This window comes from Halorarius litoreus (genome assembly GCF_024362405.1).
In the GTDB taxonomy this organism is placed as follows: Archaea; Halobacteriota; Halobacteria; order Halobacteriales; family Haloarculaceae; genus Halorarius; species Halorarius litoreus.
The window spans coordinates 97,990-122,621 of sequence record NZ_CP101454.1; the positions used below are offsets into that span (position 1 = coordinate 97,990).

Consider the following 24,632-nt stretch of genomic DNA (forward strand, 5'->3'; position numbering starts at 1 on the left):
GACTAGCTGGGCAGGTCGTCGACCGTGACGCGGGTCGCGCGGTCGCGGTACGCGTCGATCGTCGTCTCGACCCACTCACGGATGGTCTCGTTCTCCGTCTCGATGAGCGCACACGGGACGCTGTGGTCGTCGTACGGGAGGATGAGCGCGGTGTCGTCGACCAGCCCGATGGAGAACGGCACCGCCCCCTCGTAGCGATAGGTACTCATGTTCTCCGCCGCGAGCACGTCGCGCATCCACGACACCGCCTCGGGATGTGAGATTGCGGCGTCGAACGCGGCCGCCGAGATGACGACCTCCTGAATCTGGCCCTGCTCCAGGACGAGGGTACGCTGTTTCGGAATCGCGTCCAGATACATGTTCCCGGTCAGCGTCCGGACCGAGTCGGCGGCCTCGATGAGCGCTTCGGCTCGTCGGATGTGGGCGAACACGTCGGGAGAGCGGGGAACCGTGACCGTCGCGTCGCGGAACTCGCGGAAGTCGAACGCCATCTCGTCGGTCGGGAGCTGTGATTCGAGCTCCGTCAGACGCTGAATCGTGTCGACCGTGTCCAGCAGTCGGGCCAGTTCCTCGGCCAGCAGGGTGCCGAGGCGGCTAAGCCGGTACTGCTGTCCGGTCTTGCGAATCCATCCCCGCGTCTCGAACCCCTCGAGGATGCGGCCGAGCGTCGGCTGCGAGATACCCGTCCGCTCGTGCAACGCTGCTCGGGTGGCGGGCTCGGTCGCGAGGGTCTCCAGGACCTCCACCCGATTGCCGGAACTCGCCAGGAACTCGAGGTCGTCGAGCGGCGTCTTCGGTGGCATTGGTGAGTGAGACGACAGGTGAGCGGATAAAGACCGACGACGAACCAGGTCGGAGAGCGCGGGTCAGGCGTCGACTCACACTTCGGCACGGGCACGGAGCATGGGAGTGGGACGGCGCACCAGGCGACGCCGAGCGGCGACGCCACACCTATCCGATTCAGTACAGTATTCATGCCACCACTAGACGTGTCCGCAGAGGATACACCCGCGTCGACCCTTCCGACGCTGATTCGCCGGGTTCGGTCGAATTGAGCGCACTCGAGCCAGGAACGTTTCACGGCGTGAAAGTCGGTCACGGCTCGAAAACGTGTCACGAGAAGTGATTATCTCCTCAGACACCCCATATATCTGCCATGGCAGAAACCACCCGTTCTATCGGTCGCATCGCCCTCGCCTCGCGCGACGAACCGTTGACCCGCCTGCACTGGGTCGCTATCGGCCTCGCGCTCACCACGGGCGTCGTCCACCTGTACCTCTACGTGGCACAGGGGTTCCTCCCGTTCCTACTCGCGGGCCTCGGCTTCCTCGGCGCCGTCGTCCTGCTCGTCGCCGGCGTGAACCGCCGCGTCCTGTACGTCGTGGGCGTCCCGTTCACGGCCGTCCAAATCGTCGCGTGGGTCGCCCTCGGGATGCCCGACTTCGCGCTCGGCGTCTTCGACAAGACCGTCGAGGTGGCGCTCGTCGTCGCGCTCGCGTACCTGTTCGTGATCGAGCGCCGCGCGAAGCGGGCCGTCGAGCGACCGACCGACACCAGCTCCGTCGCGGCCGTCGCGACGGGTCGGTAGGTGAGCCGTATGACCATGCACACGACTCGCCGCAGCTATCTGCAGGCCGTCGGCGCGCTCGCGCTCGCGAGCGCGCTCGCAGGCTGTACCCGCGGGACGGCCAGGACCCCCGAGCCGACGCCCGGCCACCTCCCGACCGAACCGGCGTACGACGGCTGGTTCAACGACGTTCGCAACTACCGTGGGACCCGCGACGCCCGCGGTGAGCCCGCGGTCACCGTGACCGTCGGCGCGAAGGACTCGCTGGGCCACTTCAGCTTCGCGCCCGCCGCCGTCGGCGTCTCCCCGGGCACGACCGTCACCTGGGAGTGGTCGGGGAACGGGGGCACCCACGACGTGGTCGCGCTCGACGGCGCGTTCCGCTCGCCGTACACCGACCGCGCCGGCACGACGTTCACCCACACGTTCGACACCCCGGGCGTCTACAAGTACTACTGCACCCCGCACCGCGGCATGGGGATGAAGGGGGCCGTCGTCGTCACCGCGTGACGCTGGCGACGCGAGCGAACTGGCTGGTTTTTACAACGATTCTGATGGTTTTTACAACGATTCCGAAACGCCACTACCGGGCGGGCGCACCCTCCGGCGGTCGACGAGCGCCAGCACCGCCCAGACGACCGCCAGCGGGAGTACCGTCCCGTGCGGGACGTAGCCGAACGCGAGCGTCCCGGCGACGGCGAGCGGCGCCGAGAGACCGAGAAGCCACGCGACCCGGCGAGCGACCAGCCCCATGCGGGCCAGCGCGACACCGTACAGACTCGTCGCGAGGACGACCCCGAGCAGTCCGACGAGCTCGACCGCGAACCCCCCGCTCTGGACGGGGGTGAACCCAGTTCCGCGTCCACCCCAGTAGGCAGCCACGTCCCCACAGAGGGCCACGAGAAGTCCCAGGACGGTGACACCGAAGCTACCCGTGACCACTCGGCTCCCGCCGCGGGCATACGTCCGATGGAAGCCGACCACGCCGACGAGGAGGAGCGCGTACACGAGGACGAACGGTCGGCCGTAGACGTAGTACGCCGACAGCGACCCCGGGACCGAGAGCGCCCCTGCGGCCGCCAACACCGGCCCGACGAGGCGTGGAATCGGGGCGGCCGCCGTCCAGTCGGTCGTCGGCCCCGTGTAGTGCCACGCCGCGGCCATCGGGACGGCGAGCACGAGATTCACCGCCGCTGCGAGCAGGGCCGAGTACCGGTACCGCGGACTCCCACTGTGCTCGAAGCGACCCATCGGCCGAGCGATTCACCGCCACGGCGGAAAAACCCACGCGTGAGACTGCCTTGGAATTTCAGCCGGTGAAAAGCTGTCATCGCGTAGGGTTATCTTCCGAGCGCGCGTACGATGCGCATGAATCGAGAGGTCCAGGAGTCGGGAACCGCGCGACCCGAATCCGACGTCGAATCCGGGTTCGTCGCCACCAACGGCGTCCGGACGTACTACGAGCGCCAGGGGTCGGGGCCAGCCATCGTGTTCGTCCACGGCTTCCTCATGGACACCCGAATGTGGGCACCGCAGGTCGAGGCCCTCGCCGACGATTACACGGTCGTCACCTACGACGTGCGGGGCCACGGACAGACGGGACGAAGTGACGAGCCCCGTTACGACGCCGAGCTGCTCGCGGCGGACCTCGACGCCCTCGTCACCGCCCTCGACCTCGACCGGCCCGTCGTCTGCGGGCTCTCGATGGGCGGGATGATCGCGCAGGCGTACGCCGCACGGTACCCCGAGAAGCTATCGGGGCTCGTGCTCTCGGACACGTTCACGCCGGGGGCGCTGCCCGTCGGTGGGGGGCTCGCCATGCCGCACCTCCTGCTGTTCTCGGCGCTGAGTCACGTCGTCGGCTACAAACGGCTCAACGCCGTCCAGATCTGGGTCGGGGAGCGACTCGCCCCAGGCATGGTCGGCAACGCCGAATTCCACGAGGGGCTGGTCGAGGACGGCCCGACGATGGCAGGCAGCGAGTTCCGGAAGGGTATCGGCGCCATACTCCGATTCACGAAGCGCGACTTCGACGCCGCAGCCATCCGCGTGCCGACGGTCGTTCTCGTCGGCGAGCACGAGCCCGCACCGATGAAGCGGATGGCTAACCACCTCGCCGAGCGCATCGAGGGGGCGGAGTTCGCAGTCGTCCCCGACGCGGGCCACGGGTCGAGCTGGGACAACCCCGCGTTCTTCACCGACGCGGTACGAACGCTCGTGGAACGGAGTCGCTGATGCCGGTCGTCGACGGCACCGTCGACGACGGGTTCGAGCCCGTCGTGGCGGCGTTCGCGGAGAACTTCCGGAGCCGGAACGAGCTCGGCGCCGCCTGCGCCGTCTACCACCACGGGGAGAAGGTGGTCGACATCTGGGGCGGCTACCGAGACCTCGCCGCCGAGTCGCCCTGGGAGGCGGACACGATGGTCCACGTCATCTCGGGGACGAAGGGGATGACCGCGGCGGCCATCGCCCTCGCGCACTCGCGGGGCCTGTTCGACCTCGACGACCGCATCGCCGATCACTGGCCGGCGTTTGGCCAGCACGGCAAGACTGAAATTACGGTCGAACAGCTCCTGAGTCACCAGGCGGGCCTCGCGGCGCTCGACCACCGGCTGACCCCCGAGGAGATCGCCGACACCGAGCACCTCTCGGACCTGCTGGCAGCCAAGGAGCCCGACTGGATTCCCGGCACACGCCACGGCTACCACGCGTTCTCGCTCGGTTGGTACGCGAGCGAGCTGCTCCGCCACATCGACGGCCGGACGCTGGGTCAGTACTTCGCGGAGGAGGTCGCCGCGCCGCTCGACCTCGAGTTCTCCGTCGGCCTCCCCGAGGACACCCCAGCCGACCGCGTGGCCGAACTCGACAAGTTCCGGCCCGTGACGCTGTTACGGAACCTCGATACGATGCCGCCGCGGTTCGTCCTCGCCCTGCTCTATCCGCGGTCGATAACCAGCCGGGCGCTCAACTGTCTCGACGCCACGCCGCCGGGCGACCCCACCGCCCCGGGGTTCCGCTCTGTCGAGATTCCGTCTGCAAATGGGGTCGGTACCGTCCGGTCGATGGCGAAGCTCTACGGCGACCTCTCGATGGGCGCGCCACAGCTCGGGCTCGACGAGCGGACGATGGACGCGCTGACCACGGTTCCGGCGCCACCCACCGGCGGCCTGAAAGACCTCGTCATCAAAATCGAGACGAGATACGGGATGGGCTACTCGAAACCGCACGACAACTTCCAGTTCGGGCGGTCGGACCGGGCGTTCGGGACGCCCGGTGCCGGCGGGATGTTCGCGTTCGCCGACCCCGACGAAGCACTCGGGTTCGCGTACGCACCGAACCGGTTCGGCGTCCACCTCAAAGACGACCCCCGAGAGGTCGCAGTCCGGGACGCGGTGTATCAGTGTCTCGGGTGAGGACAGAGACGCGTCGCGAGCGGTCAGCCACGGGAGTCGACCCGCGGCAGTCGACCGAGGTTACTCGAGGTCGAAGCGGTCGAGCCGCATGACCTTCGCCCACGCGTCCACGAAGTCGTGGACGAACTGTTCCTCGGCGTCGTCACAGGCGTAGGCTTCCGCGAGCGCGCGGAGCCGGGAGTTCGACCCGAAGACGAGGTCGACGCGAGTGGCCTCCCACTCGACCTCGCCCGTCTCGCGGTCGCGGCCCTCGTACACGTTCTCGGCGTCCGAGACCGGCTCCCACTCCGTGTCCATCGAGAGCAGGTTCACGAAGAAGTCGTTGGAGAGCGTCTCCGGCTCGTCGGTGAACACGCCGCGGTCCGACCCCTCGTAGGTCGCACCCAGCGTGCGCATGCCGCCGACGAGGACCGTCATCTCGGGTGCCGTGAGGTTCAGTAGCTCGGCCCTGTCGACCAGCAGTTCCTCGGCCGGCGCTTCGGCCTCGTCGCCGAGGTAGTTGCGGAACCCGTCGGCCGTCGGCTTGAGCGCCTCGAACGACTCGACGTCGGTCTGCTCCTGCGAGGCGTCCACGCGCCCCGGTTCGAACGGAACCTCAACGTCGTAGCCGGCGTCGGCTGCCGCCTGCTCGATGGCGGCGTTGCCGCCCAGCACGATGAGGTCGGCGAGCGAGACCTTCGTGCCGTCGGACCGCGAGCCGTTGAACTCCGCCTGGATGTCCTCGAGCGTCTCCAGCACGCTCGCCAGCTGCTCCGGCTCGTTCACCTCCCAGCCCTGCTGCGGGTCGAGACGGATGCGCGCGCCGTTCGCGCCACCGCGCTTGTCGCTGTCGCGGTACGTCGACGCCGCCGCCCACGCCGTCTTGACCAGCTGCGAGACCGAGAGGTCCGAGTCGAGAAGCTCCTGTTTGAGCGTGGCGACCTCCTCCTCGCCGACCAGCCCGTAGTCGGCGTCGGGAAGCGGGTCCTGCCACAGCATCTCCTCGTCCGGGACCTCAGGGCCGAGGAAGCGGGACGGCGGCCCCATGTCGCGGTGGGTCAGCTTGTACCAGGCCTTCGCGAACGCCTGCATCATCTCCGGCGGGTTCTCCTGGTAGCGCTTCGCGATCTCCCGGTAGTCGGGGTCCTTCTTGAGCGCGATGTCCGTCGTGAGCATCATCGGGGTCTGCTCCTTCGACGAGTCGTGCGCGTCCGGGGCGGGCTCGACAGCGGACTCGTCCGTTGGCATCCACTGCCACGCGCCGCCGGGACCCTTGTGCGGTTCCCACTCGTGCTCGAACAGGTTCTCGAGGTAGCCCATGTCCCACTGGATCGGGTTGCTGGTCCACGGTCCCTCGATACCGCTGGTGATGGTGTCGGCGCCCTTGCCTTCGCCGAAGCTGTTCTCCCAGCCGAGACCCTGGTCCTCGATGGGAGCTGCCTCCGGCTCGGGACCGAGGTTCTCACCGGAGTCCGCGCCGTGAACCTTCCCGAACGTGTGGCCGCCGGCGATGAGCGCGACCGTCTCCTCGTCGTTCATCGCCATCCGGTCGAACGTCTGCCGGATGTTCTTCGCGGACGCCTCGGGGTCGGGTTGGCCGTCCGGCCCCTCGGGGTTCACGTAGATGAGGCCCATGACGCTGGCGCCGAGGCCGTCCTGGATGCCGCCCGGTTCGTCGAACCGCTCGTTCGCCTCCCACTCTTCCTCGGGACCCCACCAGACGGAGTCGTCGGGCTCCCAGGCGTCCTCGCGGCCACCGGCGAAGCCGAACGTCTCGAATCCCATCGACTCCAGCGCGACGTTCCCGGCCAGGATTAGCAGGTCGGCCCACGAGAGACTGCGGCCGTACTTCTGCTTGACCGGCCAGAGCAGTCGGCGCGCCTTGTCGAGGTTCGCGTTGTCGGGCCAGCTGTTGACGGGCGCGAAGCGCTGTTGGCCACCGCCCGCGCCGCCACGCCCGTCGCTCGTCCGGTACGTCCCGGCGCTATGCCACGCCATCCGGATGAACAGCGGGCCGTAGTGCCCGTAGTCGGCCGGCCACCAGTCCTGTGACGTCGTCATCACCTCCTCGATGTCCGCCTTCACGGCATCGAGGTCGAGCGACTCGAACGCCTCCGCGTAGTCGAACGACTCGTCCATCGGCCCGACGTCGCGGGCGTTCTGGTCGAGGATCTTCAGGTTCAACTGGTTCGGCCACCAGTCGTAGTTGCGTCCCTGCATGCTCGGACAATTGCCGCCTTCGCCTGTTAAGATTATCTACTTCGAAAAAGAGGACTTCCCGGCAACAGAAGATTTCTTTCCACGTTGTGAACTATTATACGCAGTCTACTCGATGGCTGGGTGCACCACGCCAGCCGAGCACCCCCAACAGAGCTGCCCCGACTACTCGAACACCGCGTCGAACGCGTCCGCGCCCAGTGGTGGGAACGTCCCGGCGGCGACGTTCTCGGCGACGTGCTCGGGCGAGCTCATCCCGACGAGCGCGCAGGTGACGCCCGGTGCCGAGCGCGCGAAGTTGATGGCCCGTTGCGCGGCGGTGTCGCCCTCGAGCTTCGCGGCGACGGCCTCCGGGAGCCCGTCGGCGAGGTCGCCCTGCAGGATGGAGGCGCTCGTGAACACGTCGATCCCCGCCTCCTGGGCGAACCAGAGGGCGCTCTGTGTGCCCTCGGGGCCGTCGTGAGCGGCCGTGGTGAACGCGTCGGCCATGTGGACGTTGAACGGGAGCTGAATCGCCCGGAAGCTCGTCGACGGGTTGCCCACGGTGTCGGCGGCCGCGCGGGCCCGGCGGACCACCTCCGGGATCGAGAGGTGGTCGTCGGCCGTCTCGGGGACGCGGAAGGCGTTCCACGTCGCCACCCCGTAGTGTCGCAGCTCGTCCGCCGCGACCCGCCGCTCGAGCGTCTCGAACGCCGACTCCAGCAGCTCGTACACTCGCTCGCGACTGTGGGCTTCGAGCTGGGTTTCGGGGTTGTGGAGGTAGTAGAGGTCGATGGTGTCGAGGTCGAGGTTTCCGAGCGAGCGGTCGAACTGGTCGTCGATGTATTCGGCGTGGAGACAGTTGCCGCGGACGAACTCGTAGTCGCCGTACTCCTCGCGGACGTACGCGCCGGGGTCGGCCGGGCGCGACCCGTCGAACGGGACGAACCCACCTTTCGTCGCCACGAGCAGTTCCTCCCGGTCGACGTCGGCGTCCTCGATGGCGCGACCGACGACCCGCTCGGAGCGCTGACACCGGTAGTTGATGGCGGTGTCGACGACGTTGATGCCGGACTCGAACGCCTCGACGAGCGCGTCGTGATAGCGCTCGTCCACGGCGCCGGTCGGATCCCCGAGATAGGTCCCGACGCCGATGGAGGAGACGAGTCCGTCCGCGAAGCGGCGGAAGTAGGTGCGGGCGAACGACTCGTGGAAGCGGTTCCGGTACGCCCACGTCGCGTCACGGGTGGCCATACCCGTCGTACACACCCGCGCGGGATTAACTCGGCTGTTCGACTTCGAGCGTCCGTTCGGGGAGCATCGCGTCGAGCAGTCGCTGCCGAAGTTCGCTGCGGCTCACGCCCGGCCCGGGCCCGATACCGTCGAGATGCGGAATGGAAAGCTGGCCACCACCCATCCGAGCGTGGCCGCCGGCGCTCGCCATCGGGATGTCGTCGACCGCCTCGCGGAGTGCCTTCCCGACGTGGATGGCCGCGTCGCTCGACCGCGCAGAGAGGTGGAGCGTCTCGTCGTTCGCGCCGTAGACGACGACCGCGTCGGTGCCGTCGAGCCGGAGGAGTTCGTCCGCGGCTGCCGCGATGGCGTCGACGGTCTCGACCTCGCCCACGTCGCTGATGGCGACCGGCTCGGTCACCTGCCGGTTCGTGATGGCGCGCGCCTGCACGTCGAGGAACTCGCCGGGCACGGAGGGGGTCGCGACCTGGTCGAGCAACTGCGGGTCCGCGAAGGAGTAGAGATACGCACTCGCCTCGAACTCCGCGGGCGTGCAGCCGCGCGTGAGCGAGTGAGTGTCAGACTGGATACCCTGCAGCAGCGCCGTCGCGAGCGGGGTCGGCAACGGCTCGTCGCCTGCCCGGTCGCGCAGGTACTCCGTCAGGAGCGTCGCGCAGGCACCGTAGTCGGGCCGAACGTCGGTGAACTCGGTGCCCGTCCCCTCACCCGGATGGTGGTCGAGTACGGCGATGGGGTCGAGGCCCCGCGAGCCGGCGAACCCCCGCGGCTCGTTGTGGTCCACGAGGACGACGTCCCGGCACGCGAGCCAGTTGGCGTCCTCGATGGGTTCGAACTCGAGGTCGAACGTGGCGACGAACGCCTGGTTCTGGTAGTGCTTGACGGCTCCCGCGTGCTGGAGCGTGACCTCGGTCCCGACCGACTCGGCGAGGTGGGCGACGGCCATCGCGCTCGCCATCGCATCCGGGTCGGGGTTGGGGTGCATCAGGACCACGACCTCGTCGCGCCGCTTGAGGACACGACAGAGCCGGTCGACGGGGGCTTCGAGCCACCGCTTGATCCCCCAGCCACCAGCGATACCGGCGGTGAGGAGACCGAGTCCGACCGCCGCGAGTACTAGCGGGTCGCCGACGGCGACTGCCAGCACCCTCCCCAAGGCTGCGAGCATTGCGCGTACAACTGTCCGTATTGGATAAGAACTTTCCCCGTATTCGGAACTCTAGCTTCGGTACGCGTCGACCGCCGCCCGATACCCCTCGCGGTAGGTCGGATACGCGAACTCGTAGCCGAGTTCACGGAGCCGGGCGTTCGAACACCGTTTGCTCGTCAGGATGCGGCGTTCCGCAGCCTCGGAGAGGTCTCCGGCCTCGATACGCTCCTGTTTCGAACGCTTGGGTGGCCGGTCGACCCCACATTCGTCCGCGAGCCAGTCGGCAAAGATGTGTTTGTCGACGGGCTCGTCGTCGACGACCACGAGCGCCTCGTCGTCGATCTCGTCCTCGAGGATGAACTGGACCGCCCCCGCGGCGTCGTCTCGGTGGACCATGTTCAGGTAGCCCGCCGTCACAGGACCCTCGAGATACCGCGCCAGCCGGTAGCGGTTGGGGCCGTACAGTCCGGCGAACCGGGCGACCGTTCCCTCGATACCACGCTCGGCGGCGTACTCGGTGGCGACGCGCTCGGCCTCGGCGAGCACTCGCGTCTTGTCCGTGGTGGGCTCGATGGGTGTGGACTCGTCCACCCAGTCGCCGCCGTGATCGCCGTAGACGCCCGTCGAGGAGGTGTATATCAGTCGTTCGGGCGGTGCGGCGCGGGCCGCGAACGCGTCGATGGCGGTTTCGAGGCCGTCGACGTACACCTCGCGGGCAGCGTCGGCCCCGCGCCCGCCAGAGGAGGCGGCGAAGACGAGGGCGTCCACGTCCGGAACCGTCGCCAGCGACTCGCCGTCGGTCACGTCGGCTTTCACGCCCTCCGCCCCGGTCTCGCGCACTGCCTCGAGCCCTGCGTCGGAACGCCGGACGCCGATTACCTCGTGGGCGTCGCGCAGTTGGCGAGCGAGTTCGAGCCCGACGTAGCCACAGCCCAGGATGGCGACTCTCATCGGACCCGCTCTTGGATGGTGGCGTGGAGCAGCGCGAACTCCCGGAGCGTCATCGGGAACCGCCCCTCCACTTTCGACTGAATCTCGCGGGGTTCGAGGTCGCCGTCGAGTTCGCGCGAGAGCGCCTCCACGTCGTAGACCGCGTTGGTCATTCCCAGCAGCAGGGCGTCTCGGGAGAGCACCGCGATATCTTCGGGATGCTCGTCGACGCCGACGGCGAGGATGGCGGCCGCATCCTCGAGGTCAAGGTCGGGGCTCTCGCCGTCGACCAGCGCCTGCAACGTCTCGCTGTCGACACCGGACGCCTCGGCGACGTGGTCGACGCCGGCTTCGTCGACGATGTCGACGAGCTCCGCCTCGTACGCCGCGTACAGTTCGTCGGCCGTTTTCTCGCCGGGGCTGTCGGCGAGGTCGTGGAACATACCTCTGGTATGGGATGGGGGATTAAGTGGATGTGGTGTTCGGCCTGAAGAAGTGAGGCTATCACTACAGACAATCAAATATTGTCTTGGGTCTCTGGTACTGACGCCCAAATCGTATACGGCCCGTAGAGGGCGGTTATTATGCTGATTTCTGACATCCACCTCTCAGTCACAGCCAATCAGAACCGTATATACGGCGCCATATCCGCTCAATACTCCCCCCTCAGCACGTATATTCCTCCACCAAGAGATCCCGGCTCCTGACAACATTATAGAAGCTTTTGGATGACTCTTCTCGAAGGAACGATACCAGGGATACAGAACGTCTCCGGTATGATGTCGGCAGATATCAAATTCGGTCTAATCTCAACCGAAGGGTCGCTTGGATTCGATAAGTGGTTAAACTGCGTACACAGGACATAGAGGCATTCTAACAGGCGTTCTCTAGTGAGAAAGTTCCTGTATTGTGGACACATTTATTTCTTGAATACTGTCGATATCACGGGATTCTGGCCACAGTGGTGGTCTCTGCTGGTATTCGGCGAATGATGAACCACCGCGCTTTTCGAAGTATAGGCATGAGAAATCCCGGGGTACATAGCCCAATTCGGCTGAATATTAGAAATCATGGTTAGACACCCCCGGGATTACCGGAGATTGAATCGGGTAGTAGTGGGCTGCTATCCTTCGTCTCCTGTGACCAGAGACCGTTTGACTATCCGGAGAAGGATGAACGCCCCCGTGCATCCCGTATATAATCCTGGGAGAAGCTTTGTAGCGGAGATTTAACGCTATATACGGCTGCATTAGCCCCATCTCAGGGCGTATTTGGTGGTTTCGGATCCCTGGACGCGTCTACGTGGTGTATACAAATCTCTGCGGTGGAGCGACTGTGATTGCGATTCGATTAGGGGTAGTTCCGCTTCAGCGACCGCCGGGGAGTTTATCCGCCCCTGACGGGCGAGGGGCGAATCGAAGTGCCTCGTGAAACTCCATGACTGACGACAGTAGCTACGTGTGTGAGCGGTGTGGTGAATCGTTTGACAGCCCTGCGAAGAAGGGCGGTCACATGGTCAAACACAACCAGCGAATACACCCGATAGAGAAACTCCTCGCAATCCGTGAGCTTGCTGCTGAATTGGGGCGTGCGCCGACTCAGCAGGAGATGGACGACCAGGGATCGATTTCGTACTACACAGTTCTCGATGAGTTTGGAACGTGGAATGACGCGGTCAAGGCTGCCGGTCTTGAGCCCGTGCATCGACACTCCATTCCCCGGGAGGACATCCTCGATGCGATACGAGCACTTGCCGAACGTCTGGGACACGCGCCGAGTCAGCAGACGATGGTTGAGGAAGGTGCGGTGTCTATAGATGCAGCTGCCGCGAAGTTCGGCTCGTGGACAGACGCGGTGCGAGCTGCGGGGTATGTGCCCGTGAGCGAAGCAATCAGCAAGGGTCACTTGCCAAACTGGGATGTCTCCACTACCGAAATCATCGCAGCAATTCGTAATCTCGCGGATACGAAGGATCGGGCGCCATGCGCCTCAGAGATGATCGAGGAGGGAGCAATATGGCCGGGACTCATCCGTAGCCGATTTGGCTCCTACGACAAGGGGATTCGGGCAGCCGGATTCGAGCCATACCATCCAAAACAAGCGAATAAAGCGACTGAATCCGAACTGATTGAGGCGATTCACGATCTCGCAACCGAACTTGGCCGTGTACCGACGATTCGAGCAATGGAAACCGATGGTTCCTACTCGCCAAGCCTCGTTGAGACTCGCTTCGGAAGTTGGAACGAGGGACTGCGTCAGGCCGGATTTGAACCGAATCTGCGTAGAGATATTCCTGATGAAGAACTCCTCGCCGATATTGACCGACTCGAATCAGAACTCGGTCATCCGCCGAGATGCATGGAATACCACCGCCGAGGCATGTTCTCTGTGCAGTCGTTTCACGACCGATTCGGAGATTGGACCGAGGTGCTTGGCGCCGCCGGCTACGAGCACCCGGGTCCGAAAACGGGAGTCAAGCATCACTCCTGGAAGGGTCCTGAGGAGTGGCCAAGGGGGTGTCGGTACTATGGGGCAAATTGGGCAGAACAACGCCGACGCACCCTCGAACGTGATAACTACATCTGCCAGACGCCCGGTTGTAGCATCACGGACGAGCAACATCGCGAGAAATATCACACCGGACTACATGTTCACCATCTTCAGCCGCTCCGGACGTTCTTCAACCAAGGTGGAATCAACTATGACAAGGCTAACGCCCTAGACAATCTCGTGAGTGTCTGTGTCACGCATCACAAACGGTGGGAAGCGGCAGCACCGGGGCGTCCGGATTTCGAGTAAGTACCGATGGGCTCACGTCCGGCATCAAATCTTACCTCGACGGACTCCAGCCGATCTCCGTATCGGCCGAGCAAACGCTGTTGAAACCGTCGTAAGTGGATACAATCGACGTGCTGAATATAGGGCGTGAGTTCAGCCTGGGTGCCGGTTGATTTCACGTTGCCAGTGCTGATTCAGCCGAGATTGTGTATGGCGTATGGGACAAAGTTCGACGGTTCGCGAGTGTGGGAGAACTATTTTGAGTCATTAGTAAACACCCATTGATGTGCAATCTACGTCCGATCTCCTAGAGGAGATGAAGAAGGTCCAGAGGGGAAGCGAGGTTCTCTGGAACGGCCGAAAACACACGCAGACCGTTACGAGCGTCTCGGAGAACTCGTTTGAAGTGGAGGGGAATCGAGGAGGGCGATATCGCTTTTTTCTCACGGGAACGGAAGCCCCCTATCTCACAAACCTCAACAGCGGACGAGACTACGACGTTGAAGAGTTCTTCCACATCCGATAGCTAGTCCCCTGAACCAACCACTACGTTCTCTGTATGCAGCACGGCTGCAGACACCTCTCACCGAGTAGGGGTTTCAACAGGGTCGTCGGTTCGGGCCGCTGCGGCGTCGAAGCCGAGTTCGACCGCGTCCAGCCGGTCCTCGAGTGACATACGGGGCGTGGTCCCGACCTCGTACTTGAACCTGTGGTCGCTCGTACCCGATTCCAGGCGCTACACACCGGCGAGCACGAACAGCCGCTCGCGGAGCGTCGGGGCGTCACGAGCGAACACCCGGACCATCGGCTCCTTGCCGACCGCCCCTGCGTCGGTGACGGCGACCGGCTGACCGTCGGCTGTCTCGAAGGCGCGGCGAACACCCCAGTCCATCGTGTCGGCGTCGGCAGGTTCCTCGGCGCGGTCGAACGACCCGACGGGTCCGTCGAGCGACGCGAGCCGGTCCTCGACGCCAACGCGTCGAGCGTTGGCTGCGAATCGGAGTTCGGGGTCGAACTCGCGGGCAGCGATGAGGGCACGAGCGACGTGACTCGACGCACCGAACCGGACACCACGCGGGCGGACGACCCCCGACTGCGTCCGGATGAGCCGCCCCTCGACGGCCGCACAGTCGGTGGGCGTCGACGCACTCGGGGTCGCACCGACGACCTGCAGCCCGACCTCGGGAACGAGCGACTGGATGTCACGGGCGACCAGCGCGTCCACGAGGTCGTAGACGGCCTCCGTTGTCGGCTCGCGGGCCGCGGCGTCACGGAGGTCCACGAGTGACTGCACTGCGCCCGGTCCCTCTCCCACGTCGTTCGGCTGGGCGACTGCCCGGTGGACGAGCGAGCCGGCGCGAGCGACGGCCGTCTCTATCGTAGCGCCGCCAGCCAGCTCTGCGGCGATGGCTGCAGAGAGGGTACAGCCCGAGCCGTGCGTGGCACGCGTGTCGACGCGCGGGCGCTCGAAGGACCGGACGCCGCTGTCGGAGACGAACACGTCGACGACCTGGTCTCCGGCCCCGTGGCCGCCGGTGACGAGCACGGCGTCGGCACCCCGCTGCTGGAGCGCGTGAGCGGCGTCCCGGGCGCTCGCCGCATCGGTCACGTCGACCCCCGTGAGTACCGCAGCCTCGTCGTAGTTCGGGGTGACGACCGTCGCCGCTTCGAGCAGCGGCTCGTAGGCGCGCTCCGCGTCCGGGTCGAGCAGGCGGTCGCCCGAGGTGGCGACCATCACCGGGTCGACGACGAGCGGGAACGGGGCGTCTGTGAGCCGGTCGGTGACGGTCTCGACCACCTCGCGCGTCGCGAGCAGCCCGGTCTTGGCCGCACCGACGTCGAAGTCGCCGAGGACGGCGTCGAGCTGAGCGTCGACCTCTGCGGCCGGGAGCGTGAACGACCCCTCGACGCCGCGGGTGTGCTGGGCCGTCACGCTCGTGACGACGCTCGTCGGGAACGCGCCGCAGCCAGCCATCGCCCGGAGGTCGGCCTGGATGCCTGCACCGCCACCGGAGTCGCTTCCGGCGACCGTGAGCGCGACCGGCCGCGACTGGGGAGCAGCGGGGCGCATCGCTCAGTCGTCGGCGGGTGCGGGACCGTCGCCGGGCATCGCCACCGTGGGTGCCGAGCGGTCGAGTTCGTCGAGCGTGACCTGTGCGGCGCGCTTCCCCGAGAGCAGCATCGCGCCGAACGTCGGTCCCATTCGGGTGAGGCCGTGGGTCGTCGCCGTCGAGAGCCCCGCCGTGACGAGGCCGTCGTGGATCTTGCCCGTGTACTCGACGACCTTGTCCTCGCTGTCGGCGATCCACATCGAGTCGTGACCGGGCGAGTCGTGACCGGGCGCGCCGTACTGGTCGTCCGGCGTGGCGTCCATCCCGGTGGTGTGTTCGCTGGCGTGCTCGACGCCGGGTGCGTCGACGACGCCCCGTTCGTGGAGCTTCGAGACGACGACGGCGTCGTGGCCCGTCGCGTCGATGACGAGGTCGGACTCGACGGCGATGGGGTCGACGCAGGTGAGTTCACGAGGCAGGGCGTGGACGGGCGTCCAGTTCATCACGATGCCCGCGACCCGGTGGTCCTCGCGGACGACCACGTCGGTGAACTCGGTCATGTTCTGGATCTTCACGCCGGCGTCACACGCCGCGTGGATGAGCGCCGAGCAGGCGTGCGGCCCGTCCGCGAGGTAGAGCCCGTCGGCCTCGTCGGTCGGCTCGTACGGCACGTCCAGTTCGTCTAACACCGCGTCCGCGGGCGCTCTGACGGTGAGCTTGTTCATGAGGAAGCCGCCGAGCCAGAAGCCACCGCCGAGGTAGTTGTTCTTCTCGACGACCAGCACGTCGACGTCCCGCTCGGCGAGTTCCTTCGCGGCGACCAGTCCGGCCGGCCCGCCACCGACCACGATGACGTCCGTGTCCGTGTAGTCGAGGAACTCCTCGCTCCACGACCGTGCGATGGCGTTCGTGACCTGTGCCTCGTCCGCGTCGGCGAACCCTTGGAACGGCATACTACCCAGTAATATTACCAAGTAATTAAGCGTTTGGTGTGGCCAACACTCAATAGCCGGGCGCATCACTTCGGCTCCATGAAGGTCGCCCTGATTGGCGTCGGGCAGGCCGGCGGGAAACTCGCCGAAGCCCTCGCTCGACACGACCTCGCGCGCGATTCTGTGACCGGCGCTCTCGCCGTCAACTCCGCGCGAACGGACCTCCAGTCCCTCCAGATCGACACGCTCCTCGTGGGGCAGAACCGCGTGAAGGGCCACGGCGTCGGTGGCGACAACGAACTCGGCGCCGAGGTGATGCAGGCCGACAGCCAGGAAGTCATGGGTGCGCTCGACGGCCGCATCACCTCGACGGCCGAGGCCATCGTGCTCGTCGCCGGCCTCGGTGGCGGTACCGGCTCGGGCGGCGCGCCCGTCCTCGCACACGAACTCAAGCGCGTCTACGACATCCCGGTGTACGTCCTCGGGATATTGCCGGGGCGCGACGAGGGCTCGCTGTACCAGAAGAACGCCGGGCGGTCGCTGAAGACCCTGGCACGCGAGGCCGACTCGACCATCCTCATCGACAACGACGCGTGGCGTTCCTCGGGGGAGTCGATGACCGAGGGCTACGCCGAAATCAACGCGAACATCGCCCAGCGCATCGGCCTGCTGTTCGCCGCGGGCGAGAGCCGCGACGGCGTCGCCGAGAACGTGGTCGACACCAGTGAGATCATCAACACCCTCCGGGGGAGTCGGCTCGCCGCGGTCGGGTACGCGAGTGCTGCCGCCAGCGAGGACGCGAACGAGAACCTCAACGCCATCACCTCCGTCACCAGAAACGCCCTCCTGACGGGGACGAGCCTGCCGGACGCGACCGACGCCGAAGCCGCACTGCTCATTGTCGCGGGGCGGCCCGACCGCATCTCGCGGAAGGGCGTCGAGGCCGCCCGCTCGTGGCTCGAAGATGAACTCGACAGCATGCAGGTCCGGGGCGGAGACGTCCCCCTCCAGTCGGACCGGCTCGCCGCGCTCGTCCTGCTTGGTGGGGTCGAACGCTCCCCGCGGGTGCAGGCGTTCATGGAGCGGGCGCGAGCCGCCTCGGAGGAGATTGAACACGAAGATGCGACCGAGTCGCTCGTGAGCGACGAGCTCGACGGCCTGTTCTGATGCGGTACGCAGCGCTGGTCGTCGGCGGCCTGCTGCTCGCAGCCGCGCCGCTGTTCCTGCCGGCGGCCGACGGACCGACGACCTACCGCTACGAGGCGACGCCCGTACAGGACCTCGGCGCGCAGGCGGTCGAGGTCTCGCGGAGCGAACTGCGGTGGTGCAGTAGCACCCCACGGACGCCCGCGTGTTTCGTGTTACAGGAGGCACGCACTTCCGGCCCCTTGCTGTTCGAGAACAGTTCCGCGTACGACGGCGACCGGCTGGTCGTGCTCCGCCACCGAAGCGACCGGGGCATCACCTCGTCGTTCTTCTGGGTCCGGACCGCGTCGACGAAGGAGGGGCTCCGGCTGAGCGTCCACGAGACGACCGACTGGCGGGCTGTCTTCGAGCATCTCGCCGTCCCCTTCGACGACGCGGAAGAACCGTTCCAGCGGGCGGTCGCGGCGGGCACCGTGGAGACGACACGGCGGACGGAGACGTGGAGCGCCGTCGTCGCTCGGGACGACGCGTTCTACCGGGTGCGGCAGGTTTCGATGCGGAGCGACGACCCGCCGCACGTCGTCTCGCTCGTGCGGCCGGCCCTACCGCTCGTTGGCGTCGGCCTCGTGGCCGTCGCGGGGTGGCGACGCGGGCACCGAAATCGGGGACGGAGTAAATGACACGGCGCGCTCGTGCGCTCCTCGTCGTCGTGGGGCTCGTGCTCGTCACGAGCCCGGCGTTCGTCTTCCCGAACGGGGGATTGGCCGCTTACGAGTACGAGACCGAACAGAAACAGGGCTATCGTCTCGAGCCGTTCGCCGACCGCGGCGAGTACGCCAGCTGCTGGTTCGGTGTCAACGCCGACGACGGGACGTGTGGACTCATCAGGTACGCGCGTGACCACGGCGGCGTGGTCGTTTCGTCCAGCCATCTCAACCTCCCACGAGCGGTGGCACTGGCCGACGACGGCCGCCTCCGGTACTACTGGGTGAACACGACCGAGACCGACGACGGGACGCGTATCACCGTCGACCACGTCGAGGACATCGACCGGCTGTACGCGCTCGTCGCGACTCCGCCGAAACACCTCCCCGAGGTGGCCCGCGCAGCGCTCGGTGGTCACGCACCGACGGTTGCCGCGGACCGCCCACCGGGCGACCGGGCGTACCTCGTCCGGCACGACGGCGCGTGGGTGACGCTCTACCGCCACCAGGTCCGCGACGCGGGCGTGCCGCTGTGGGGTGACGTCGTGCGCGTCACGGCCCCACCCGTCGGCGGGCTGTTGCTCGGACTGACCGCTGTACGGGGCCGTGACTGACCGCCGATCGCCAGACGAGTCTGAAGGCCGACAGTTCTGGGAGTAGCTACATACGATGAGGGAGAACGGGGTGGTATAGTGCGTCCCACGACCCGGCCGACTCCGGCGGTGCCAGGTGCGCGTCGAGAGCCGGACGGCGACCGACGGGACGCCGGTCGACGACCGGTCCGGGGGCCCGGCAACTACGCATCATGACGACAGCCACTCCGCGCCGCCCGCTCGTGGGCGGCACCGAAGTCAGCCGCGGTAGCGCACCCGTTACCCCGACGACGCCCGACCGACGAGCCGTGTCTGCCCCCGGAGGCGGCAGCGTCGCCCCGGGAGATTCGCCCCGCGACAGCGAGACGCGACAGCCATGAACGTGAGTCCGTTGCAGCGGCGCGATACCGGCGAGCCGATCCTCGTCCTCCACGTCGACGACGAGCCGGACCTCGCGCTGGTGACGGCGAGCCAGCTCACGATGGTGGACGACCGCTTCGACACCGAGACCGCCACGAGCGTCGCCGAGGCGCTCGACCTGCTCGCGAGCCGCTCGTTCGACTGCATCGTCTCCGACTACGACATGCCGGGGCGGAACGGTCTCCAGTTTCTCGACGCCGTCCGCGCGACCGACCCCGACCTCCCGTTCATCCTGTTCACGGGGAAGGGAAGTGAGGAGGTGGCGAGCGACGCCATCACGGCGGGCGTCACCGACTACCTCCAGAAGGAATCCGGCACGAGTCACTACACGCTACTGGCGAACCGAATCATCAACGCCGTCGAGCAGCACCGCGCCCAGCAGGCGCTAGAGGACAGCGAGAAGCGACTCTCGCTGTTCATCGAGCAGTCGCCGCTCGGCGTCATCGAGTTCGACCCCGAGTTCAGAATCGTCCGTCTGAATCCCGCTGGCGAGGAGATTCTCGGCTACAGCGAAGCCGAGCTGCAGGGTGAGACGTGGGAGAAGATCGTCACCAGCGACAGCTACGACAGCGTCGACGCCGTCACGGATGCACTCTCGGAGGCCCGCGGTGGCTACCACAGCGTCAACGAGAACCTGCGGAAAGACGGCACACGAATCGTCGTCGAGTGGCACAACCGGCTCGTCACCGACGAGGCCAACGAAGTCGTCGCCGTCTTCTCGCAGTTCCAGGACATCACCGAGCGACAGGAACACGAGCGAGAACTCGAGGTGATGCGGCGCCGGCTCGACGCCATCCTCGAGAACACGACGACCCCGATGTTCATGAAGGACCGCGAGGGGCGGTACATCTTCGTCAATCAGGGCCACCGCACGCTGTTCGGCATCGAGGACGCCGACATCGTGGGTCGGACCGACCACGAGCTGTTCCCGCAGACGATGGCCGACGAGGTGTGGGCGAACGACCGCGCCGTCCTCGACTCCGGGGAGCCCGTCGAGACGGAGGAGCACGTCATCGTCGACGGCGAGCAGCGGACGTTCCTCTCCACGAAGGTCCCCATCTACGATACGGGCGAGGAACACGACCCCGAGCGGCCGGTGGCGGTGTTCGGCGTCGCCACCGATGTCACCCAGCTCAAGCGCCGGGAAGCCGAGCTCCAGCACGAGCGCGACCGCCTCGACGAGTTCGCGGGCGTCCTCTCACACGACTTGCGGAACCCACTGAGCATCGCCACCGGCCGACTGGAGCTAGCTCGCGAGGACCACGACAGCGAGCATCTCGCGGCCGTCGCGCAGGCACACGACCGGATGGAGACGCTCGTCGAGGACCTCCTCCGAATCGCCCGCAAAGGAGACCGCAGCGCCACCGAGACAGTCGTGCTCGCGAGCGTCGTCGACGACTGCTGGGACGCCGCCGTAACGACGCAAGCGACGCTCTCGTGTGCCACCGACCAGACCGTCATCGCCGACCGCGGACGGCTCCAGCAGCTGTTCGAGAACCTGTTTCGCAATGCGGTCGAACACGGCTCGACGGGCACCCGAGGCACATCGCGTGGCGATGGCAGTGTCGACGGCGGCGAGTCGGTGACGGTCACCGTCGGCGACACGCCAGACGGCTTCTACGTCGAAGACGACGGCCCCGGTGTCCCCGTCGAGGAGCGCGATCGGGTGTTCGAGACCGGCTACTCGACCACCGAGACGGGCACCGGCCTCGGACTCGCCATCGTGCGGCAGATCGCCGACGCCCACGGCTGGTCAGTCCGAGTGACCGAAAGCGACTCGGGTGGTGCCAGATTCGAGTTCGGCGGCGTGCGCTGACGACCGCGACCTGTCACGGCAGGCGTGCTAAGGATTAACGTGTTCGCGGTCCTATCACAGCTAGCGCTCGTCGCCGACGTGGGGGGCGAGTTGGTCGATGGCGGGTGCAATAGGTGAAACCACGATGGCATCCACATCCACGACCACGGAAAACGAGGCGCTCGCGCGCCGGTTCCCCGAAGACATCGCGACACGCGGCGACCTGAAACTCGTCGACGAGATCTGCGCGCCCGACGTCGTCGACCACAGCCCGTTCGGCGACCTCGAGGGGCGAGAAGCGCTCAAAGCACAGATGTCGGTACTCCGCGAGGCGTTCTCCGACTTCTCGGCGACCGTCGAGGACACCGTCACCGAGGGCGACCGTGTCGCCATGCGCGTGACGCTCCGCGGCACCCACGACGGCCCGTTCATGGGCATCGAGGCGACGGGCAAGTCCTTCGAGGTCGAGAACACGGTGTTCAGCCGCATTGAGGACGGCCAGATCGCCGAACGGTGGGTCCTCCCGAACATGCTCGGCATGCTCGGCCAGCTTGGCATCGTGGACGCACCCGAGCTGTCCATGCCGCCCAGCTGAACGTTCGATAGTTCCGACCCGAGTTTGCCTTCGAGTCGAAAGCACACCGGGCGATGTAACCCCACATTTTGAATGGGAAAGTGGTTGAACGCGGCGGTCGTATCTTCTCGCGAGAGCAACACGACGCTCCACCGAAGGTGAGATCCATGACGACAACCACGACAGACAGGCAACTCGTTGCAGCGGTGCTCGTCGCCCTCGGAGCCATCCTCGTGATTCCCGCCCTCCTGATGGGGTTCGGGATGATGGGGTACGGCTCGATGATGGGCGGGACCGGTGGCCCCGGAATGTGGGGCTTCGGGATGGGTGAGGCCGGGACTGTATCCGGCTGGCTGGTCGCCGTCGGTATCGTGCTGCAACTGCTCATGCTCGCGGTGCTGGTCGGCGCCGGCTACCTCATCTACCGGGCGGTCACCGGGACGGCTGGTGGGGACCGCGCGATGGAAGAACTCCGGCTGGCGTACGCCCGCGGTGACCTCACGGACGAGGAGTTCGAGTCACGGAAGGCAGCGCTCGAACGGGACGAGTAGCTCCCACGCCGTCGTGTCGAGGTACGTCGAGGCGGGCGTCGGCACTCAGGCCGCTGACGGCGATTCGAGCTCGTCAGCGATGCTGGCGAGGACGCGCTCGAATCTATCGTGGACCTCGGTGGCAATCGAGTCGAGCGCCTCGTTGTCGGCGATGCCGACGAGCTGGCGCGCATCGACGGCACTCACCATGATCTCGCCGTCGTCGGTTTCGTAGACGACGACGTTACACGGAAGGAGCGCGCCGAGGTCCATGTCCGCGGTCAGCCCTTCGTGTGCGAGTGGCGGGTTGCACGCCCCGAGGATGCGGTACTGTCGGAACGCTTCGCCGAGCTTCTCCTCGAACGTCGCCTGTACGTCGATGTCACAGAGGACGCCGAAGCCCTCGTCTTTGAGCGCGTCGATCGTCGTCTCGACGACGTGGTCGAACTCGCCAGACACCGAAATCTGTATTGTGTAATTCACACAAGACAGTACAACACTGAACCACTTAAGTTCGGTGACCAGAACACGTTGTCACCGATGTACTCGTCTCCACGCTGCGGAGCGATTGCTGTCACTCGGACGTCTCCAGTCGCTCACGTCGCCGTTCGAATTCGTCGTCCGAGAGTTCGCCACGCGCGTAGCGCTCTCTGAGGACCGATAGCGGGCGTTCGCCGTTCCCATCGTCTCGATTCCGTCCGAGCGTGAAGACGAGGTAAAGCGGGATTGCGAGCAGCAGCCCCATCCAGAGGAGGCCCCAGAGGCCCATCCCGCCACCGAAGAACCCCCAGCCACCGCCCATCATGCCGCCACCGTAGCTTCCGCCCATAGCGGCAGCCGGGCCAGCCGTCACGACGAGTAGTGGGGCAGCGAGCAGCGTGAGTCGACGAGCGATGCGTCCAAGGGAGGTGGTGAATTGTGTCATGGTCGTGGGTTGCATGTGTGCCGGTGTTCGTTCGATGCGTTTTCGATGCGTTCGAAGTGGTCAGGAGCCGTCAGCAGTGGCCCCGGCCGTACATCCCGCCGTTGTGGCGGTCGTCAGCCATGTCCCGAGCCATCTCGTCGACGGTCACACCCATGTGCGACTCCATCCACTCGACGCTACCGGAGCCCATGTGCTGGGTCATGTGCGCTTCCATCCAGGCCGTCCAGTCGGCGACAGTTCCGTCGTACGGTGGATCGTCAGCGGCCGTGTCGTTGCTGTGAGCACTGACCACGGGCGCGGCGAACGCGAGTCCGACGATCGCGAGCGCCACGAGCAGCCAGCGGCCGAGTTTGAAGGTGGTCATTGTCTCTCTCCTCGGTTACTCGTAGGACCGCTCGAGGGTTATCACGATGGGTGTGAACCCACGCAGGAGAACGTTCGAGAAGGTGTATAGAGCGCGCTAATCGTTCTTCAGAACCAGAACCGTTCGTCCCTCCCGAACTCATCGCGGAGGGGTTCGTCGCCCCGAGCTGGTGCCCCGACGACCGCTGACAGAACGGTTCCGACCCCAACTGTGGAGTGGACCGACGAGTCGGGAACTGTGGTCGTGATGGCTACTGTGCCCGATTCTGCTGTAAGTCGTCGCTCGGATAGATGCGGTACGTCCGGCCCTGGCGCTCGCGGTACAGCAGCCCGCGCTTCTCGAGGTCACTGACCGTCTGGCTCACCTTGCTCTTCGAGAAGTCCGAACGGTCTCTGAGCTCGATCTGCGTGATGCCGGGCGATGAGAGGACGGGTTCGAGGATACGCCGTTCGTCGGCAGGTAACAGGTCGAGGACACGGGCCCGAGGCCGAGTTTCTGGATCGAGAGCCCCGTTCGATTGAGCGGGGTTGAGTGATGGGTCGGACTCGGCTCTCCCCGGGGCGGGTCGATTCACCGCTTCACTCTGCTGCTGGTCGACTGCCTCCGTGCCGGTGAGGTCGTCGCGAAGCATCAGATACCCTCCAGCGATGACAGCCGAGAGGAGGACGGTCCCGAGGACGTACCAGAGCGGATTCGTGCCGTGAACGGCCCCCATCGACGTCCCCATCATCGACCCCATCTGCTCGAAGGCCTGCTGTTGCTGGTACGCTTGCCAGCTGAGTACACCACCGACGAGGAGGGTTATCGCGACGAGGACACCAACGGCGACATTGGCTCGACGCCGATTCATCCGTCCCACCTCAGGTTCCTCCACCGATTCGTCATGCTAGCTCCTTCGACGCCCATCGGTGTACCAGTTATGGTTATGTTCCACAAGACTCTGCATCCCCGTCTCGAATCCGACATGAGGAGATAGTGCAATTAGTGATGGTCGTGGCGCTCTTGCTCATTTCCTTCGCGATCGCGTTCAAGGAGACGCACTATCCGCAGTGGTTCGCGCTCGCGAACCCTCTCGTTATTCAGGCGGTGACCGGTCTCCTCGCGCTGAGCTCCCCACTCGAACTCCGTATCTTCTTCATCGTCACTGCGTACAATCTCTCGTTACTCCTGTTTTACGCGGTATCGACCGCCCTCCTCTGGAATAGCCAGTTCCTCACCCCTTCAGCCCACGGAAACGAAGCGATATGACGGGCTCCTCGACGACTCTCACCGGTCTATCCCTTCGATTCGAACCAGATACGGAGAAAATCCTACACGGCCTATACTGCAGCACG

At 66.0% G+C, this 24,632-nt stretch carries 26 protein-coding genes; 13 read left to right on the top strand and 13 right to left on the bottom strand.

The window, feature by feature from the left end:
• Positions 1–2: 2 nt before the first annotated feature.
• A complete protein-coding gene (locus NL126_RS00545) occupies positions 3–803 on the bottom strand; it encodes a helix-turn-helix transcriptional regulator (protein WP_255196948.1) in 801 nt (266 codons plus the stop codon).
• A gap of 353 nt (positions 804–1,156) precedes the next feature.
• Between NL126_RS00545 and NL126_RS00550 the strand changes: the two genes are divergently transcribed.
• Entirely contained in the window at positions 1,157–1,588 is a 432-nt protein-coding gene (locus tag NL126_RS00550) for a DUF7475 family protein (RefSeq protein ID WP_255196949.1), read from the top strand.
• A gap of 9 nt (positions 1,589–1,597) precedes the next feature.
• Complete coding sequence (locus NL126_RS00555; RefSeq protein ID WP_255196950.1) at positions 1,598–2,077, top strand: halocyanin domain-containing protein; 480 nt, start codon at positions 1,598–1,600, stop codon at positions 2,075–2,077.
• A 51-nt stretch (positions 2,078–2,128) separates the two neighbouring features.
• Here the strand turns inward: NL126_RS00555 and NL126_RS00560 are convergent, their stop codons facing one another.
• Entirely contained in the window at positions 2,129–2,818 is a 690-nt protein-coding gene (locus NL126_RS00560; RefSeq protein WP_255196951.1) for a hypothetical protein, read from the bottom strand.
• A 117-nt stretch (positions 2,819–2,935) separates the two neighbouring features.
• On the opposite strand from NL126_RS00560, the gene NL126_RS00565 reads away from it, so the two are divergent.
• Both NL126_RS00565 and NL126_RS00570 read left to right on the top strand, forming a co-directional pair.
• A complete protein-coding gene (locus NL126_RS00565) occupies positions 2,936–3,802 on the top strand; it encodes an alpha/beta fold hydrolase (RefSeq protein WP_255196952.1) in 867 nt (288 codons plus the stop codon).
• A complete protein-coding gene (locus NL126_RS00570; RefSeq protein ID WP_255196953.1) occupies positions 3,802–4,980 on the top strand; it encodes a serine hydrolase domain-containing protein in 1,179 nt (392 codons plus the stop codon). Before NL126_RS00565 ends, NL126_RS00570 begins: the two co-directional genes overlap by 1 nt.
• Before the next feature lie 60 nt (positions 4,981–5,040).
• Here the strand turns inward: NL126_RS00570 and katG are convergent, their stop codons facing one another.
• From katG to NL126_RS00595, 5 genes are all read right to left on the bottom strand, one after another.
• Positions 5,041–7,179: a catalase/peroxidase HPI gene (katG, locus tag NL126_RS00575; RefSeq protein ID WP_255196954.1), complete on the bottom strand. Its 2,139-nt coding sequence runs from the start codon at positions 7,177–7,179 to the stop codon at positions 5,041–5,043.
• Between the two features lie 162 nt (positions 7,180–7,341).
• Positions 7,342–8,409 carry an aldo/keto reductase gene (locus NL126_RS00580; RefSeq protein WP_255196955.1) on the bottom strand — a complete coding sequence of 356 codons (1,068 nt, stop codon included), beginning with the start codon at positions 8,407–8,409 and terminating at the stop codon, positions 7,342–7,344.
• Positions 8,410–8,434: 25 nt separating this feature from the next.
• Complete coding sequence (locus NL126_RS00585; protein ID WP_255196956.1) at positions 8,435–9,574, bottom strand: DHH family phosphoesterase; 1,140 nt, start codon at positions 9,572–9,574, stop codon at positions 8,435–8,437.
• A gap of 51 nt (positions 9,575–9,625) precedes the next feature.
• The gene (locus NL126_RS00590; RefSeq protein ID WP_255196957.1) at positions 9,626–10,507 is read right to left on the bottom strand and encodes an SDR family oxidoreductase; all 882 of its coding nucleotides are present in this window, start codon (positions 10,505–10,507) and stop codon (positions 9,626–9,628) included.
• Positions 10,504–10,929 carry a DUF5791 family protein gene (locus NL126_RS00595; RefSeq protein ID WP_255196958.1) on the bottom strand — a complete coding sequence of 142 codons (426 nt, stop codon included), beginning with the start codon at positions 10,927–10,929 and terminating at the stop codon, positions 10,504–10,506. Before NL126_RS00595 ends, NL126_RS00590 begins: the two co-directional genes overlap by 4 nt.
• A gap of 994 nt (positions 10,930–11,923) precedes the next feature.
• Between NL126_RS00595 and NL126_RS00600 the strand changes: the two genes are divergently transcribed.
• Both NL126_RS00600 and NL126_RS00605 read left to right on the top strand, forming a co-directional pair.
• On the top strand, positions 11,924–13,285 hold the full coding sequence (locus NL126_RS00600; protein WP_255196959.1) for a homing endonuclease associated repeat-containing protein: 1,362 nt from the start codon (positions 11,924–11,926) through the stop codon (positions 13,283–13,285).
• Between the two features lie 265 nt (positions 13,286–13,550).
• Positions 13,551–13,790, top strand: coding sequence for a hypothetical protein (locus tag NL126_RS00605; protein ID WP_255196960.1), 240 nt, complete (start codon positions 13,551–13,553; stop codon positions 13,788–13,790).
• Between the two features lie 210 nt (positions 13,791–14,000).
• On the opposite strand, the gene thiD is transcribed toward NL126_RS00605, so the two are convergent.
• Both thiD and NL126_RS00615 read right to left on the bottom strand, forming a co-directional pair.
• A complete protein-coding gene (thiD, locus tag NL126_RS00610) occupies positions 14,001–15,335 on the bottom strand; it encodes a bifunctional hydroxymethylpyrimidine kinase/phosphomethylpyrimidine kinase (protein WP_255196961.1) in 1,335 nt (444 codons plus the stop codon).
• Between the two features lie 3 nt (positions 15,336–15,338).
• The gene (locus NL126_RS00615) at positions 15,339–16,268 is read right to left on the bottom strand and encodes a sulfide-dependent adenosine diphosphate thiazole synthase (protein WP_255196962.1); all 930 of its coding nucleotides are present in this window, start codon (positions 16,266–16,268) and stop codon (positions 15,339–15,341) included.
• Positions 16,269–16,346: 78 nt separating this feature from the next.
• Between NL126_RS00615 and NL126_RS00620 the strand changes: the two genes are divergently transcribed.
• The 6 genes from NL126_RS00620 (at position 16,347) to NL126_RS00645 (ending at position 22,030) form a co-directional block, all read left to right on the top strand.
• Positions 16,347–17,414: a tubulin/FtsZ family protein gene (locus NL126_RS00620; protein ID WP_255196963.1), complete on the top strand. Its 1,068-nt coding sequence runs from the start codon at positions 16,347–16,349 to the stop codon at positions 17,412–17,414.
• Positions 17,414–18,073, top strand: a complete 660-nt coding sequence (locus NL126_RS00625; RefSeq protein WP_255196964.1) for a DUF8127 domain-containing protein — start codon at positions 17,414–17,416, stop codon at positions 18,071–18,073. The genes NL126_RS00620 and NL126_RS00625 overlap by 1 nt, the downstream gene beginning before the upstream one ends.
• Positions 18,070–18,711 (top strand): hypothetical protein, encoded by a 642-nt coding sequence (locus tag NL126_RS00630; protein WP_255196965.1) that lies wholly within the window; start codon positions 18,070–18,072, stop codon positions 18,709–18,711. Before NL126_RS00625 ends, NL126_RS00630 begins: the two co-directional genes overlap by 4 nt.
• 355 nt (positions 18,712–19,066) lie before the next feature.
• Positions 19,067–20,926, top strand: a complete 1,860-nt coding sequence (locus NL126_RS00635) for a PAS domain S-box protein (RefSeq protein WP_255196966.1) — start codon at positions 19,067–19,069, stop codon at positions 20,924–20,926.
• Between the two features lie 124 nt (positions 20,927–21,050).
• The gene (locus NL126_RS00640) at positions 21,051–21,500 is read left to right on the top strand and encodes an ester cyclase (protein ID WP_255196967.1); all 450 of its coding nucleotides are present in this window, start codon (positions 21,051–21,053) and stop codon (positions 21,498–21,500) included.
• A gap of 146 nt (positions 21,501–21,646) precedes the next feature.
• Complete coding sequence (locus NL126_RS00645; RefSeq protein ID WP_255196968.1) at positions 21,647–22,030, top strand: SHOCT domain-containing protein; 384 nt, start codon at positions 21,647–21,649, stop codon at positions 22,028–22,030.
• Between the two features lie 45 nt (positions 22,031–22,075).
• Here NL126_RS00645 and NL126_RS00650 read toward each other — a convergent pair whose 3' ends face one another.
• The 4 genes from NL126_RS00650 to NL126_RS00665 form a co-directional block, all read right to left on the bottom strand.
• Positions 22,076–22,492 (bottom strand): DUF302 domain-containing protein, encoded by a 417-nt coding sequence (locus tag NL126_RS00650; protein WP_255196969.1) that lies wholly within the window; start codon positions 22,490–22,492, stop codon positions 22,076–22,078.
• A gap of 91 nt (positions 22,493–22,583) precedes the next feature.
• Positions 22,584–22,934: an SHOCT domain-containing protein gene (locus NL126_RS00655; protein ID WP_350355515.1), complete on the bottom strand. Its 351-nt coding sequence runs from the start codon at positions 22,932–22,934 to the stop codon at positions 22,584–22,586.
• Between the two features lie 70 nt (positions 22,935–23,004).
• A complete protein-coding gene (locus NL126_RS00660) occupies positions 23,005–23,298 on the bottom strand; it encodes a hypothetical protein (RefSeq protein WP_255196971.1) in 294 nt (97 codons plus the stop codon).
• A 250-nt stretch (positions 23,299–23,548) separates the two neighbouring features.
• Positions 23,549–24,148, bottom strand: coding sequence for a helix-turn-helix transcriptional regulator (locus tag NL126_RS00665; RefSeq protein WP_255196972.1), 600 nt, complete (start codon positions 24,146–24,148; stop codon positions 23,549–23,551).
• Positions 24,149–24,285: 137 nt separating this feature from the next.
• Between NL126_RS00665 and NL126_RS00670 the strand changes: the two genes are divergently transcribed.
• On the top strand, positions 24,286–24,546 hold the full coding sequence (locus tag NL126_RS00670) for a hypothetical protein (protein ID WP_255196973.1): 261 nt from the start codon (positions 24,286–24,288) through the stop codon (positions 24,544–24,546).
• Positions 24,547–24,632 lie beyond the last annotated feature (86 nt).

What these genes read in the sequence shown, in the direction of transcription:
- NL126_RS00545 (WP_255196948.1), bottom strand. Translation starts at nt 803, where the DNA reads ATGCCACCGAAGACGCCGCTCGACGACCTCGAGTTCCTGGCGAGTTCC.
- NL126_RS00550 (WP_255196949.1), top strand. Translation starts at nt 1,157, where the DNA reads ATGGCAGAAACCACCCGTTCTATCGGTCGCATCGCCCTCGCCTCGCGC.
- NL126_RS00555 (WP_255196950.1), top strand. Translation starts at nt 1,598, where the DNA reads ATGACCATGCACACGACTCGCCGCAGCTATCTGCAGGCCGTCGGCGCG.
- NL126_RS00560 (WP_255196951.1), bottom strand. Translation starts at nt 2,818, where the DNA reads ATGGGTCGCTTCGAGCACAGTGGGAGTCCGCGGTACCGGTACTCGGCC.
- NL126_RS00565 (WP_255196952.1), top strand. Translation starts at nt 2,936, where the DNA reads ATGAATCGAGAGGTCCAGGAGTCGGGAACCGCGCGACCCGAATCCGAC.
- NL126_RS00570 (WP_255196953.1), top strand. Translation starts at nt 3,802, where the DNA reads ATGCCGGTCGTCGACGGCACCGTCGACGACGGGTTCGAGCCCGTCGTG.
- katG (WP_255196954.1), bottom strand. Translation starts at nt 7,179, where the DNA reads ATGCAGGGACGCAACTACGACTGGTGGCCGAACCAGTTGAACCTGAAG.
- NL126_RS00580 (WP_255196955.1), bottom strand. Translation starts at nt 8,409, where the DNA reads ATGGCCACCCGTGACGCGACGTGGGCGTACCGGAACCGCTTCCACGAG.
- NL126_RS00585 (WP_255196956.1), bottom strand. Translation starts at nt 9,574, where the DNA reads ATGCTCGCAGCCTTGGGGAGGGTGCTGGCAGTCGCCGTCGGCGACCCG.
- NL126_RS00590 (WP_255196957.1), bottom strand. Translation starts at nt 10,507, where the DNA reads ATGAGAGTCGCCATCCTGGGCTGTGGCTACGTCGGGCTCGAACTCGCT.
- NL126_RS00595 (WP_255196958.1), bottom strand. Translation starts at nt 10,929, where the DNA reads ATGTTCCACGACCTCGCCGACAGCCCCGGCGAGAAAACGGCCGACGAA.
- NL126_RS00600 (WP_255196959.1), top strand. Translation starts at nt 11,924, where the DNA reads ATGACTGACGACAGTAGCTACGTGTGTGAGCGGTGTGGTGAATCGTTT.
- thiD (WP_255196961.1), bottom strand. Translation starts at nt 15,335, where the DNA reads ATGCGCCCCGCTGCTCCCCAGTCGCGGCCGGTCGCGCTCACGGTCGCC.
- NL126_RS00615 (WP_255196962.1), bottom strand. Translation starts at nt 16,268, where the DNA reads ATGCCGTTCCAAGGGTTCGCCGACGCGGACGAGGCACAGGTCACGAAC.
- NL126_RS00620 (WP_255196963.1), top strand. Translation starts at nt 16,347, where the DNA reads ATGAAGGTCGCCCTGATTGGCGTCGGGCAGGCCGGCGGGAAACTCGCC.
- NL126_RS00625 (WP_255196964.1), top strand. Translation starts at nt 17,414, where the DNA reads ATGCGGTACGCAGCGCTGGTCGTCGGCGGCCTGCTGCTCGCAGCCGCG.
- NL126_RS00630 (WP_255196965.1), top strand. Translation starts at nt 18,070, where the DNA reads ATGACACGGCGCGCTCGTGCGCTCCTCGTCGTCGTGGGGCTCGTGCTC.
- NL126_RS00635 (WP_255196966.1), top strand. Translation starts at nt 19,067, where the DNA reads ATGAACGTGAGTCCGTTGCAGCGGCGCGATACCGGCGAGCCGATCCTC.
- NL126_RS00640 (WP_255196967.1), top strand. Translation starts at nt 21,051, where the DNA reads ATGGCATCCACATCCACGACCACGGAAAACGAGGCGCTCGCGCGCCGG.
- NL126_RS00645 (WP_255196968.1), top strand. Translation starts at nt 21,647, where the DNA reads ATGACGACAACCACGACAGACAGGCAACTCGTTGCAGCGGTGCTCGTC.
- NL126_RS00655 (WP_350355515.1), bottom strand. Translation starts at nt 22,934, where the DNA reads ATGACACAATTCACCACCTCCCTTGGACGCATCGCTCGTCGACTCACG.
- NL126_RS00660 (WP_255196971.1), bottom strand. Translation starts at nt 23,298, where the DNA reads ATGACCACCTTCAAACTCGGCCGCTGGCTGCTCGTGGCGCTCGCGATC.
- NL126_RS00665 (WP_255196972.1), bottom strand. Translation starts at nt 24,148, where the DNA reads ATGAATCGGCGTCGAGCCAATGTCGCCGTTGGTGTCCTCGTCGCGATA.
- NL126_RS00670 (WP_255196973.1), top strand. Translation starts at nt 24,286, where the DNA reads ATGGTCGTGGCGCTCTTGCTCATTTCCTTCGCGATCGCGTTCAAGGAG.